General features: G+C 70.4%; 10 protein-coding genes. 4 read left to right on the top strand and 6 right to left on the bottom strand.

From position 1 onward, the window contains the following. The first annotated feature begins 343 nt into the window (after positions 1-343). The 3 genes from ACZ52C_RS21520 to ACZ52C_RS21530 all read left to right on the top strand — a co-directional run bounded on the left by ACZ52C_RS21520 (position 344) and on the right by ACZ52C_RS21530 (position 4791). Positions 344-2467, top strand: coding sequence for a DNA gyrase/topoisomerase IV subunit B (locus ACZ52C_RS21520; protein ID WP_469076233.1), 2124 nt, complete (start codon positions 344-346; stop codon positions 2465-2467). A gap of 195 nt (positions 2468-2662) precedes the next feature. After that, entirely contained in the window at positions 2663-3202 is a 540-nt protein-coding gene (locus tag ACZ52C_RS21525) for a DUF485 domain-containing protein (protein WP_079158125.1), read from the top strand. Next, positions 3199-4791 (top strand): solute symporter family protein, encoded by a 1593-nt coding sequence (locus tag ACZ52C_RS21530; RefSeq protein WP_469076234.1) that lies wholly within the window; start codon positions 3199-3201, stop codon positions 4789-4791. The genes ACZ52C_RS21525 and ACZ52C_RS21530 overlap by 4 nt, the downstream gene beginning before the upstream one ends. Before the next feature lie 76 nt (positions 4792-4867). On the opposite strand, the gene ACZ52C_RS21535 is transcribed toward ACZ52C_RS21530, so the two are convergent. The 5 genes from ACZ52C_RS21535 to ACZ52C_RS21555 form a co-directional block, all read right to left on the bottom strand. Further along, a complete protein-coding gene (locus ACZ52C_RS21535; RefSeq protein ID WP_469076235.1) occupies positions 4868-5548 on the bottom strand; it encodes a response regulator in 681 nt (226 codons plus the stop codon). After that, positions 5545-7215: an ATP-binding protein gene (locus ACZ52C_RS21540; RefSeq protein WP_469076236.1), complete on the bottom strand. Its 1671-nt coding sequence runs from the start codon at positions 7213-7215 to the stop codon at positions 5545-5547. The genes ACZ52C_RS21535 and ACZ52C_RS21540 overlap by 4 nt, the downstream gene beginning before the upstream one ends. A gap of 121 nt (positions 7216-7336) precedes the next feature. Beyond that, positions 7337-8287, bottom strand: a complete 951-nt coding sequence (locus ACZ52C_RS21545; protein WP_469076237.1) for a sucrase ferredoxin — start codon at positions 8285-8287, stop codon at positions 7337-7339. A gap of 164 nt (positions 8288-8451) precedes the next feature. Further along, positions 8452-8688, bottom strand: a complete 237-nt coding sequence (locus tag ACZ52C_RS21550) for a hypothetical protein (protein WP_319236750.1) — start codon at positions 8686-8688, stop codon at positions 8452-8454. A 165-nt stretch (positions 8689-8853) separates the two neighbouring features. Next, on the bottom strand, positions 8854-9402 hold the full coding sequence (locus ACZ52C_RS21555; protein ID WP_319100616.1) for a DUF6082 family protein: 549 nt from the start codon (positions 9400-9402) through the stop codon (positions 8854-8856). Between the two features lie 299 nt (positions 9403-9701). Here ACZ52C_RS21555 and ACZ52C_RS21560 point away from each other — a divergent pair, with 299 nt between their 5' ends. Beyond that, positions 9702-10898 (top strand): CobW family GTP-binding protein, encoded by a 1197-nt coding sequence (locus tag ACZ52C_RS21560; protein ID WP_469076238.1) that lies wholly within the window; start codon positions 9702-9704, stop codon positions 10896-10898. Between the two features lie 10 nt (positions 10899-10908). Here ACZ52C_RS21560 and ACZ52C_RS21565 read toward each other — a convergent pair whose 3' ends face one another. Next, on the bottom strand, positions 10909-13365 hold the full coding sequence (locus tag ACZ52C_RS21565; RefSeq protein WP_469076239.1) for a DNA gyrase/topoisomerase IV subunit A: 2457 nt from the start codon (positions 13363-13365) through the stop codon (positions 10909-10911). Positions 13366-13395: the final 30 nt, after the last annotated feature.

The raw sequence follows: 13395 nt of genomic DNA on the forward strand, positions 1-13395 counted from the left end.
GCCGTAGTGCGTGTCTTCGTGTCGTACGGGTTCGCGCTGTCTGTCAGGGGTTCTTCGGTGGTTCTGGCGGTTGTTCTTTCGGTTGTACGGTCCTCCCGGCTGGGTTGCCGGTTGTTCATGAGGACGTGCCCGGAGCCTAAATGGTTCATGCCTCGAAGGGAACGTGATATGTACTTCACCCCATCGAGGGATCGAACGTGTATGCGACGCTGGACTACTCTGAGTTTCGGACGAGGGTGGCGTCACAACGGCTCTACCAGGCCTCGGTACCCTCGGACCGGCAACAGAGCCCGGCCCCTTACCCCAATGGGCCGCACCTGAAATTCAGCGAGGAGCGAACCGCGTGACCGCCGATACGTCCGTGCCGTCCACAGCGCTGCTGACCGGAGCAGACCGGGACGGTTCCAACTACACCGCGCGGCACCTGCTCGTCCTCGAGGGGCTCGAGGCCGTGCGGAAGCGCCCCGGCATGTACATCGGGTCGACCGACAGTCGAGGCCTGATGCACTGCCTCTGGGAGATCATCGACAACTCCGTGGACGAGGCCCTCGGGGGCTACTGCGACCACATCGAGGTGATCCTCCACGACGACGCCTCCGTGGAGGTGCGGGACAACGGCCGCGGCATCCCGGTCGACGTCGAGCCCAAGACCGGCCTGTCCGGCGTCGAGGTCGTCATGACCAAGCTGCACGCCGGCGGCAAGTTCGGAGGCGGCTCGTACGCGGCCTCCGGCGGTCTGCACGGCGTGGGCGCCTCCGTGGTGAACGCCCTCTCCGCCCGCCTGGACGTCGAGGTCGACCGCAACGGGGGCACGCACGCCATCAGCTTCCGGCGTGGTGTGCCGGGCGCCTTCGCGGGCAACGGCCCGGACGCCAAGTTCGAGGCGACCAGTGGCCTGCGCAAGGGCAAGCGGATCCCGAAGACGCGCACCGGCACGCGCGTGCGCTACTGGGCCGACCGCCAGATCTTCCTCAAGGACGCCAAGCTCTCCCTGGAGAACCTGCACCAGCGCGCCCGCCAGACCGCCTTCCTCGTGCCCGGGCTGACGATCGTCGTCCGGGACGAGTTCGGTCTCGGTGAGGGCGGCAGCAAGGGCGAGGAGTCGTTCCGCTTCGACGGCGGCATCAGCGAGTTCTGCGAGTACCTGGCCTCCGACAAGCCGGTCTGCGACGTCCTGCGCTTCTCCGGGCAGGGCACCTTCAGGGAGACCGTGCCCGTCCTGGACGAGCACGGTCAGATGACGCCCACGCAGGTCACCCGCGAGCTCGGCGTCGACGTCGCCATGCGCTGGGGCACCGGCTACGACACGACGCTCAAGTCCTTCGTGAACATCATCGCCACCCCCAAGGGCGGCACCCACGTCGCGGGCTTCGAACAGGCCGTGGCCACCACGATGAACGAGGTGCTGCGCGCCAAGAAGATGCTGCGCGTGGCCGAGGACGACATCGTCAAGGACGACGCCCTCGAAGGCCTCACCGCCGTCGTCACCGTGCGCCTCGCCGAGCCGCAGTTCGAGGGCCAGACCAAGGAGGTCCTCGGCACCTCGGCGGCCCGCCGCATCGTGACGCAGGTCGTCGCCAAGGAGCTCAAGGCGTTCCTGACCTCCACCAAGCGGGACGCCGCCGCCCAGGCGCGGGTCGTCATGGAGAAGGCCGTCGCCGCCGCGCGTACGCGTATCGCCGCACGTCAGCACAAGGACGCGCAGCGTCGTAAGACGGCGCTGGAGTCCTCGTCGCTGCCGGCCAAGCTCGCCGACTGCCGCAGTGACGACGTGGAGCGCAGCGAGCTGTTCATCGTCGAGGGGGACTCGGCGCTCGGTACGGCGAAGCTCGCCCGGAACTCCGAGTTCCAGGCGCTGCTGCCGATCCGGGGCAAGATCCTCAACGTCCAGAAGTCGTCCGTGACCGACATGCTCAAGAACGTCGAGTGCGGCGCGATCATCCAGGTCATAGGGGCGGGCTCGGGGCGCACCTTCGACATCGACGCGGCCCGTTACGGCAAGATCATCATGATGACCGACGCCGACGTGGACGGGTCGCACATCCGCTGTCTGCTGTTGACGCTCTTCCAGCGGTACATGCGGCCGATGGTCGAGGCGGGACGCGTCTTCGCGGCGGTGCCCCCGCTGCACCGGATCGAGCTGGTCCAGCCCAAGAAGGGGCAGGACAAGTACGTCTACACGTACTCGGACCGTGAGCTGCGCGACAAGCTGCTGGAGTTCCAGAGCAAGAACATCCGGTACAAGGACTCCATCCAGCGCTACAAGGGCCTCGGCGAGATGGACGCCGACCAGCTGGCGGAGACGACGATGGACCCGCGGCACCGCACGCTGCGGCGGATCAACCTGTCGGACCTGGAAGCGGCGGAGCAGGTCTTCGACCTGCTGATGGGGAACGACGTCGCACCGCGCAAGGAGTTCATCTCCAGCTCCGCGGCGACGCTGGACCGGTCACGCATCGACGCGTAGCCCCCGTCGCCGGGCCGGAGGCGGGTGCCTTCGGCCCGGCGGGGTGGGCCCGGAGGGCGCCTCTTCAGCGCTTACGCGGGCGCCGGTTGGTCTCTTCTGCCGCAAGTGCGGGAGGCTGGCCGGGGTTTCACCTGATGGGGTGAACAATCGTGAAGAGGTGCGCCAGGGGTCTTTCCGTTCTGTCCATGCTTGGGCATGCAGTCAAGCACCGGCCGTCCCCGTCGACGCGGGGGTGGTTCTGAGAGCCCGGTTGAGCAGCACGAGGGGCACGGCCTCGCCAGCGCGGACGTGCGGTTCGACGATCCCTGGTACGACGCGTTGGCCTCCGGCTGGGGGGAGTTGGACGGCACCGGCGGACCGGCCCCGGTCGTGGCCGACGCCCGGGAGAGCCGGAGCGAGGGCGCGGCGGACGTCTATCTGGAGGTCCAGCGGAGCGCGGCCTTCCAGGAGGTGCGCAGCCGTTACCGCAGGTTCGTGATCCCGGGTGTCGCTGTCTTCTTCACCTGGTACGTGGCGTACGTCGTGGCGGCGACGACCGCCCCCGACCTGATGGCACGGCCGGTGGCGGGCGCGGTGAACGTGGCGATGCTCGCGGGGCTCGGGCAGTTCCTCACGACGTTCCTGTTCACCTGGGCGTACGCGCGCCACGCGAGGCTGCGCAGGGACCGGGCGGCGCTCGATCTGCGCTGGGACACCCAGGAGTTGACGCGCGGCATCACAGGGGGTGCGCGGTGACAGTCGACCATCAGACGCTGGCGCTGGTGCTGTTCAGCGCGTTCGTGGCGGTCACGTTGGGCATCACGACGTGGGTGAGCCGCAACCGGCACGGCTCCGCAGAGGAGTTCTACGCCGGCGGACGGCTGTTCTCGCCGATGGAGAATGGTTTTGCCATCGCGGGCGACTACATGTCCGCCGCTTCCTTCCTGGGCATCTCCGGCCTCATCGCGCTCTTCGGTTACGACGGGCTGCTCTACTCCGTGGGATTCCTGGTCGCCTGGCTCGTGGTGCTCTTCCTGGTGGCCGAACTGGTGCGCAACTGCGGGCGGTTCACCCTCGCCGACGTCGTCGCGGCACGGATGAACGAGCGGCCGGTGCGGATCGCCGCGGGAACTTCCTCGGTGACCGTGTCCGTTCTGTACCTGGTGGCGCAGATGGTGGGAGCGGGCACGCTCGTCGCGCTGCTGCTGGGGGGAGAGAGCGAGGCGGCGCAGGCCTGGACGGTCATCGGGGTCGGCGCGCTCATGGTGGTCTATGTGTCGCTGGGAGGGATGCGGGCCACCACCTGGATCCAGATCGTGAAAGCGGTCCTGCTGATGGGCGGGGCGATCGCCCTGACCGTGCTCGTCCTGGTGCGGTTCCACGGCGACTTCGACCAGTTGCTGCGGACGGCCGCCGAGCGCAGCGGACACGGAGACGCGTTCCTCGCACCCGGACTGAGGTACGGCGGGGACTGGACCGCGCGGTTCGACTTCATCAGCCTCGGGCTCGCCCTGGTGCTGGGCACGGCCGGGCTGCCGCACATCCTGTCGCGCTTCTACACCGTGCCCACCGCGCGGGCCGCACGGCGCTCGGTCGTCTGGTCGATCGGCCTCATCGGCGGCTTCTACCTGATGACGATCGTGCTGGGCTTCGGCGCGGCCGCCATCGTCGGCCCGGAGGCCGTGCGGGGCTCCAACGCGGCCGGGAACACCGCGGTGCCGCTACTGGCCCTGGACCTGGGCGGCGGCGCCGACTCCACCGGTGGAACGGTTCTGTTCGCGATCGTCGCTGCCATCGCCTTCGCCACGATCCTCGCGGTCGTCGCCGGGATCACCCTCGCGTCGTCGGCGTCCGTCGCCCACGACCTGTACGCGTCGCTGCGGCGCAGACGTTCGAAGCCGTACAGCGAGGTCGCGGTGGCGCGCACGGCCGCCGTCGGTGTCGGCGTGGTCGCGATCGCTCTCGGGCTGCTGGCCAAGGACCTCAACGTGGCCTTCCTGGTCGGCCTCGCCTTCGCGGTCGCCGCCTCCGCCAACCTGCCCGTCCTGCTGTACTCGCTGTTCTGGCGAGGGTTCACCACCCGGGGGGCGGTGTGGTCCGTGTACGGCGGACTGGTCCCCTCCGTGATCCTCGTCATGCTGTCGCCCGTGGTCTCGGGGAGCGCCGACTCGCTGTTCCCCGGCGTCGACTTCCAGTACTTCCCGTTGCAGAACCCCGGCCTCGTCTCCATCCCGTTGGGCTTCCTCGCCGGCTGGCTCGGCACGGTCACCTCGGCCGAACCGCCGGACGAGGCGAAGCACGCGGAGACCGAGGTGCGCTCGCTGACGGGAGCGGGAGCGGTGTGAGCGCCCGGGGCGCGGCCGCAGGCACGGCACGCCCTGCGGCTGCCACGGAGAAGCGTGTGCGCACGCCGGAGGTCCCTCAGGAGCGCGTCGCCCACTCGTAGCGGTGTTCCGGGCGGCCGGCGTCGCCGTACTTGAGGGTCAGCCGGGCCCGTCCCGTGCGTTCCAGGAGCTTCAGATAGCGCTGCGCGGTCTGACGGCTCAGGCCCGTCCGCTCGGCGATCTCCTGGGCGGACAGCGCGCCCTCGGCGGTCATCAGGGCGCGGCGCACCAACTCGGTGGTGGTGGGGGAGTGCCCCTTGGGCAGGTCCGGTTCGCCGCCCGCCGACAGCGCCCCGAAGATCCGGTCGACCTCGGCCTGTTCGGCCTCGCCGCCGCCGTCCAGGGTGCGCCGCAGCTCGGCGTACGCCTCCAGCTTCGCCCGCAGCCCGGCGAACGCGAACGGCTTCACCAGGTACTGGAGCGCGCCCTGCCGCATCGCGGCCTGGACGGTCGAGACGTCACGGGCCGCCGTCACCATGATGACGTCGGTCTCGTGACCCCGGCGACGCATCTCCTGGACGACCACGAGTCCCGTGTCGTCCGGCAGATAGTGGTCCAGGAGGATCAGGTCCACGTGGGGCAGCGTCTCCAGCAGCCGCAACGCCTCTGTCGCGCTGTGGGCCACACCGGCAACGTGGAAACCGGCGACCTTCTCCACGTAGGCGGCGTTGACGCGGGCGACCCTGATGTCGTCGTCCACGATCAGGACCTCGATCATCGCGACTCCTTGTCGGCGGCGGTGACGGTGGCGGCTTCGGTTTCCTGTGGCGGACCCGGCTCGGCGAGCGCGTCGGGCAGGACGACGGTGAACTCCGCGCCCCCGCCCTCCGCCTCGCCGACCGTGGCGCTGCCTCCCTGCCGCTCGGCGAGCCGGCGCACCAGGGAGAGCCCGATGCCGCGTTCGCGATGGGCCGGGCGCGTCTTGGTGGACCAGCCGTCCGTGAAGATCAACTCCTGCTTGTCGGACGGGACTCCGGGACCCGTGTCCCGTACCCGGAGGACAGCGGTACGGCCCTCGGCGCGCAGATCGACCTCCACGCGCGCGTGCGGTGTGCCCGCGACGGCGTCCAGGGCGTTGTCGACGAGGTTGCCGACCACGGTCACGAGCCCCCGGGGGTCGATCAGCCGGTCGGGCAGCAGGGTGCCGCCCGCGAGCGACAGGGCCACTCCGCGCTCGGCCGCGACGGTCGCCTTGCCGACCAGCACCGCGGCCAGCAACGGATCGTGGATCTTCTCGGTGACCTGCTCGGCGGTCGCGCGATGATCGCCGACCACCTCGCCGACGAACTCCACGGCCTCGTCGTACATCTCCAGTTCGAGCAGACCGAGGAGTGTGTGCATCCGGTTGGCGTGCTCGTGGTCCTGGGCGCGCAGGGCGTCCGTCAGACCGCGCGTGGAGTCGAGTTCACGGCCCAGCTGCTCCAGCTCGGTGCGGTCGCGGAGGGTGGCGACGGCGCCCCCGTCGTCCGTGGGCATGCGGTTGGCGACCAGTACGCGGTTCCCGCGCACGGTCAGCAGGTCGGTGCCCGTGACGCGGCCGGCCAGCACATCGGTCGTACGGCCGGGGCCGAGCGCGTCGTCGAGCGACCTGCCGAGCGCCTCGTCGCCGATGCCGAGGAGCCGCCGGGCCTCGTCGTTGAGGAGGCGCACGCGTCCGGCGCGGTCCAGCGCGACCACGCCCTCCCGGATGCCGTGCAGCATCGCCTCGCGCTCCGCCAGCAGCCCCGCGATGTCGGAGAAGGCCAGGTCACGAGTCTGCCGATGAACCCGCCGGGAGATCAGATACGCGGCCAGCGCCCCGACCGCCATGGCCCCGCCGGCGTAGGCCAGGAGGCCTGGGATGGCGTGGATCAGCCGGGCGCGCACATTGTCGTACTCGATCCCCACCGAGACGGCGCCGACGATCCTCCCGCCCGCGTCGCGCAGCGGCACCTTGCCCCGGGCCGAGCGTCCGAGGGTCCCCGAGTCGATCTCCATGACCTCGTTGCCGGCCAGGGCGCGGCGCGGGTCGGTGGAGACGAGCCCGCCGATCTCCGCCGGGTCGGGGTGCGACCAGCGCACGCCGTCGCGGTCCATGACCACCACGTACTCGGCTCCGCTGGCCTTCCGGATCCGCTCCGCCTCGACCTGCACGGGGCCGTTCACGGACGGCTTCGTCGAGACGAGGTCCTCCGCGATCTGCGGCTGGGCCGCCGTGGTCTGCGCTATGGCGAGGGCCCGGCGCATCGCCTGGTCGTCCAGCTGGTCGCTGAGCGGTGCGAGGAAGAGCCCGGTCGCGAGGACGGCGACACCGGCGGCGATCGCCACCTGCATCAGCAGGACCTGCGAGAACACCCGCCGCGGCATACCGAGACGCAGGCGGCGTGCGGGGGGAGTGGGGCTCATACCCATGACGGTACGTGGACGGGGTGGGCCGGTCGTAGTGGGGTGTGACGCGGATCTCACCCGCCCGGCGTTTGCGCGACGGGTCGAGGCCTGGGTGTTTCCGGGCGGGCGGCCTCGGAGGTCAGCTCGTCGGGGGTCGGCTTGCGTGGTGTGGTGTCAGCGTGCGTACGGCCAGCACGTCCATGCGTGTCGGGGAGCCCAGCGTGGAACCGCAGCTCTCCTGGCGGGGCGGCTCGGCGGTGCCCTGGGCGACGGCGACGGTCCAGTGGCGGCCGTCGGTGTGGGCGACGACGACGTCCCAGCGGGGAGCCGTGCCCTCCGTACGGACGACCGTCAGGGCGCCGGCGGTGTCCTCGCCGTACTCCGTGCGCACCGCCAGCTCGGCAGCCTGACCGGGGCGTTCCCAGGCGGAGTTTCCCCGGCACCCTTCGGTGACCACACGGCCCTCCCGTACGCCTTGGAGGACCTCCTTGACGTGGTGGGCCTCGGCGCGGCCGTAGACGTATCCGAAGGGCAGCACGAGCAGCGTCGGGGAGAAGCGGTGACCACCCAGATGGGTGACTTCCCAGGTGCCCTCGACCCCGGAGGCGGCCAGTTCGGCGGCGAGCGGTCGGCCGAGGAGCGCGCAGCAGCGGTCGCGCTTGCCGTTGGTGCAGACGAGCGCGAGAGGGTCACCGGTGTGGGGCCGCCCGCCCAGAACCGTCCCGAAGGTGTGGTGCTCGCCCCGGCCGAGCGCGGCGAGATCCAGGTCGAGCAGTCGGCGGGGGTCGGACGTCGTGGCGCTGTGCAGCCAGACGTTCCCGGGAGCGGTGTGGGCCACGTACACCTGGCGCTCGCGCACCTCGCGGCAGTCCGCGTGGCGGCCGGGGCGCCGGATGAGCGCCACGCGTACGCCGGTGCCCTCCGTCGCGGCTTCCAGGGCGCGGCCGAGCGCGGGGTCGAGATGGCTGGAGGTGAGCGCCTTGACGCCCCAGGGGCCCGGCTGTTCCAGCAGCAGCCATGTCCTCGCCGTGGCGGCGGTCCCCGCGAGAGGCTCGTCGAGGTGTCGGGACGCGGATGTGCACGTACTCACAGAGGTGAGCCTAACCTGACTTCCTCGCGACCGAATTCCGGCTGGGCCGAAGGAGGGTGGAAGCCTCTGGCTCGCTGTCGCGGGGTGGCGGCCGTGCGGGGCGGCGGCGCGCGGTGGCGACGCGAGGGGCCCGCGCTGTAGTGCAGGCGAGCCCCCGTTCAGGATCAGGCGTCGGGGATGTCCGACTTTGCCCGGATGAGAGTCTCGCGGCTGATGACCACGATCCTCTCGTAGTCAGCGCGCGAGGCGTCGGCGGGAAGCTCGGGGTCGAGTTTATCCGTCCGATCTGTCCCGATTACTGCGAAGTTACCGTCCTGCAGTTCGAAGATGTCTGGGCACGTCTGCCCCGCGGCGCTGCCCCTCTCGCGGGGCGAGGCACCGATGCGGCGCACGATTTTCAACGGGTTCGATCCTTGGGTCATGAGTAGTGATACGAGCGGGCCAATTTTGCCCCATGAGCCCGGTTGATGCGTATGCATCGAAGGTGCGATGGAGTGAAGCGTGGGGCAGGGGTCGCACCGCGCGAGACGAGCGCCGTGGGGAGTGAGGAGAGCGGGGGCGCGCCCTCATTCAGCGGGCGGTTCGCCCACGACCCACCACTCGTCGGTGTTCGCTTCCTCCAGGTCGTTGATCAAGGTGTCGACCATCCTGCCGATCTCCGACTCCTCCGAGCCCTCCTTCAGGCTCGACCGGTGGTGGCGCGTGGCGGCCCAGTAGTCGCGCATCAGCGTGCTCTGGAAGATGCCACGCAGGTGCCCGTACAGCTCGGCCCGGCTGAAGACGCCCACCCGGTACCCCTGGAGGACGTGGGTGTACAGCAGGTTGGCGAAGAGGTACTGCCGTTGCCGGTCGGTGGACAGTTCCTCCTCGTAGGCGTTCAGGACGGGCAGCAGGGTCGGGTCCGCGGCCGCCTTCATGACCAGGTCGAAGTTGTGCCGCTGGTAGGCGATCAGTGCCGCGCGCTGTTCCGTCTCGCGTTCCAGCCGTTCCAGGCGCCGAAGCAGGATGCCGACGCGCCGCTCCACGACGAACGCGCCCAGCGCGCCCACCGCGAAGGCGAGACCCGCTGCCGCGGCGGGGCCGAGTCCCCGCGCCCCATGATTCTGTGTGGCCATGTCAATCCCCGATTCAGGCGGCCGTCCGCCGGTCGTCGGGTGTGGATCGACAGGTTGGGGACCGGCGAGCGGTGGGCGGCGCTTGCCGTCTCCCAGTGTCGCCGAGAGGCGCTGGTCCACCGGGAGGCGGAGAGGAGGCGCACGGAGGGATGCGTGGGTCGCGCGACCCGGCGCCATGCCCATCGTGTGCCCCACGGGCGCCGCTGACAATCTCGCCCCCGGCGGGGTGGGGTGCCCCTCGTATCCTGGTGCCGCATGCGGTCGACGCAGGAGAGCGACGGGGTGGGAGAGGGCGCGTGGTGAGTCAGTCGTCGAGCCGGGGTCAGGGGCCGAGTCCACAGCACGCGCCGCAGATCCCCGTCGTCGTCCTCGCCGGATTCCTCGGATCCGGTAAGACGACCCTGCTGAATCACCTGCTCCACCGCAGCGGCGGCAGCCGGATCGGCGCCGTGGTCAACGACTTCGGCGCGATCGAGATCGACGCGATGGCCGTGGCCGGGGCGCTCGGGGACTCCACCGTGTCCCTGGGCAACGGTTGTCTGTGCTGTGCCGTCGACGTCGAGGAGCTGGATCGGTTTCTGGAGCGGCTCGCCGATCCCGCCACCGGGATCGACGTCATCGTCATCGAGGCGAGCGGGCTCGCCGAGCCGCAGGAACTCGTCAAGATGGTGCTCGCCAGCGAGAACCCGCGCGTGGTGTACGGCGGGCTGGTCGAGGTCGTCGACGCGGCCGAGTTCACGCGGACCCGGCAGCTGCACCCCGAGCTCGACCGCCATCTCGCGATCGCCGACCTGGTGGTGGTCAACAAGCTCGACCGGGCCGAGGACGGGGCGGGAGTTCTGGCGCTGGTCCGCTCGCTCAGCGACCGTGCCGCGGTCGTGCCCGCCACCTACGGGCGTATCGACCCCGAGTTCCTGTTCGACTGCAGGCCCTCCGAAGAGCGCATCGGCCAGCTCTCCTTCGACGACCTCCACCGGCACGACGAGGCCGGGGAGGAGCACGGGGGCCATGCCGGGCATCTGCACACCGGCTACGACAGCGTGTCCTTCGTCTCCGACGTGCCGATCGATCCCCGGCGGCTGATGGAGTTCCTGGACGGCAGGGCCGAGGGGCTCTACCGCATCAAGGGGTACGTCGACTTCGGGCCGTACGACCCCCGCAACCGCTATGCCGTGCACGCCGTCGGGCGCTTTCTGCGGTTCTATCCCGAGCCCTGGACGCCCGGCGAAGCCTCCCGGCTCACCCAACTCGTCCTCATCGGGGCGGGGATCGACGTCCCGGCCCTGACCAAGGAACTGGACGCGTGCAGGAGCGAGAAGGACGCCCCGCACACCGACGAGCACGGCATGTGGGGCGTCCTGCGCTATGTCCGGCAGACCGGGACCGGGACCGGGACTGAGCCCGGGACCGGGACCTGGGCCGAGATCGAGACCGAGATCGACATCGAGACCGGCGAACCCGACGTCACCTACGACACCTACGACGACGACGTCTGACGCGTCGCGCTCACACCGGCCCCGCCACCGCGGACACCGGCTTGCCCACGGACACCCCCGAGCCGTCGCGGCGGGGGTCCATCTCCGGGAGGTCGGCCGGGGTGCCGTTCTTCTGCGCGGCCCGAGCCGGGGCCGGTCCCGCCCAGGCGACGGACAGGCAGTCCTCGCCCTTGAGGAACCGCTGGCAGCGCACACCGCCCGTGGCGCGGCCCTTGCGCGGGTACTGGTCGAACGGGGTCAGCTTGGCCGTGGTCTGGACGGAGTCGTCCAGGGTGCCCCTCGAACCGGCGACGGTGAACACCACCGCGTCCACGGCCGGGTCGACGGCCGTGAAGGAGATCACCTTCGCGCCCTCGGTGAGCTTGATGCCCGTCATACCGCCGGCCGGACGGCCCTGCGGGCGGACCTGGGCGGCCTGGTAGCGCAGCAGCTGGGCGTCGTCGGTGATGAAGACCAGGTCCTCCTCGCCGGTGCGCAGCTCGACCGCGCCGACGATCCGGTCGCCCTCCTTGAGGGTGATGACCTCCAGCTCCCCCTTGTTGGACGGGTAGTCGGGGACCACCCGCTTGACGACGCCCTGCTCGGTGCCGATGGCCAGGCCGGGCGACGACTCGTCGAGCGTCATCAGACAGATGACCGTCTCGCCGTCCTGGAGGGAGAGGAACTCGGCGAGCGGGGCGCCGCCCGAGAGGTTGGGGGCCGCCGCCGTGTCCGGCAGCTGCGGCAGGTCCACCACGTTCAGGCGGAGCAGGCGGCCGGTCGAGGTCACCGCGCCCACCTCGCCCCGGGCCGTCGCGGGGACCGCGGAGACGATGACGTCGTGCTTGACGCGCTTGGCGTCCTCGTCGGCCGTGAAGGGCTCGCCATTGGCCGTACGGGCCAGCAGCCCCGTCGACGACAGCAGCACCCGGCACGGGTCGTCCGCGACCTGGAGCGGCACCGCGGCCACCGCGGTGCCCGAGGACTCCATCAGGACCGTACGGCGCTCGGTGCCGAACTTCTTCGCCACCGAGGCCAGTTCGCCGGAGACCAGCTTGCGCAGCTCCGCGTCGGACTCCAGGATCCGGGTCAGCTCGGCGATCTCGGCGTTCAGCCGGTCCTTCTCGGACTCCAGCTCGATACGGTCGAACCGGGTGAGACGGCGCAGCGGGGTGTCGAGGATGTACTGCGTCTGGATCTCCGACAGGGCGAAGCGCTCCATCAGGCGCTCCTTGGCCTGCGCGGAGTTGTCGCTGGAGCGGATCAGACGGATGACCTCGTCGATGTCGAGCAGCGCGGTGAGCAGACCCTCGACCAGGTGGAGCCGGTCGCGCTTCTTGCCGCGGCGGAACTCCGAGCGGCGTCGGACGACCTCGAAGCGGTGGTCGAGGTAGACCTCCAGCAGTTCCTTCAGGCCCAGGGTGAGGGGCTGGCCGTCGACCAGCGCCACGTTGTTGATGCCGAAGGACTCCTCCATCGGCGTCAGCTTGTAGAGCTGTTCCAGGACGGCCTCCGGCACGAAGCCGTTCTTGATCTCGATGACGAGACGCAGGCCGTGCGCGCGGTCGGTGAGGTCCTTGACGTCGGCGATGCCCTGGAGCTTCTTCGAGCCGACCAGGTCCTTGATCTTCGCGATCACCTTCTCCGGGCCGACGGTGAAGGGCAGTTCGGTGACGACGAGGCCCTTGCGGCGGGCCGTCACGTTCTCCACCGCCACCGTGGCACGGATCTTGAAGGTGCCGCGGCCCGACGCGTACGCGTCCTTGATGCCGGAGAGCCCGACGATCCGCCCGCCGGTCGGCAGGTCGGGGCCCGGGACGTGCTTCATCAGCGTGTCCAGGTCGGCGTTCGGGTACCGGATGAGGTGGCGGGCGGCGGCGATGACCTCGCCCAGGTTGTGCGGAGGCATGTTGGTCGCCATGCCGACGGCGATCCCGGACGCGCCGTTGACCAGCAGGTTCGGGAAGGCGGCGGGCAGCGCCACCGGCTCCTGCTCCTGGCCGTCGTAGTTCGGCGCGAAGTCGACCGTGTTCTCCTCGATCGACTCCGTCATCAGGCTCGTCGCGTCGGCCATCCGGCACTCGGTGTACCGCATGGCGGCCGGCGGGTCGTCGTTGCCCAGGGAGCCGAAGTTGCCGTGGCCGTCGACCAGGGGGAGCCGCATGGAGAAGGGCTGGGCGAGGCGCACCAGGGCGTCGTAGATCGAGGAGTCGCCGTGCGGGTGCAACTTACCCATGACCTCGCCGACGACGCGGGCGCACTTCACATAGCCGCGGTCGGGGCGCAGACCCATCTCGTTCATCTGGTAGACGATCCGGCGGTGCACCGGCTTCAGGCCGTCGCGGGCGTCGGGCAGGGCTCGGGAGTAGATGACCGAGTACGCGTACTCCAGGAAGGAGCCCTGCATCTCGTCGACGACGTCGATGTCGAGGATCCGCTCCTCGAACGCGTCGTCGGGCGGCGGGGTCTTCGTGCTGCGGCGGGCCATCGCTGCCGGCTCCTCTTTTTCTGGTCGCTC

This window comes from Streptomyces sp. NPDC034049 (assembly GCF_055575575.1).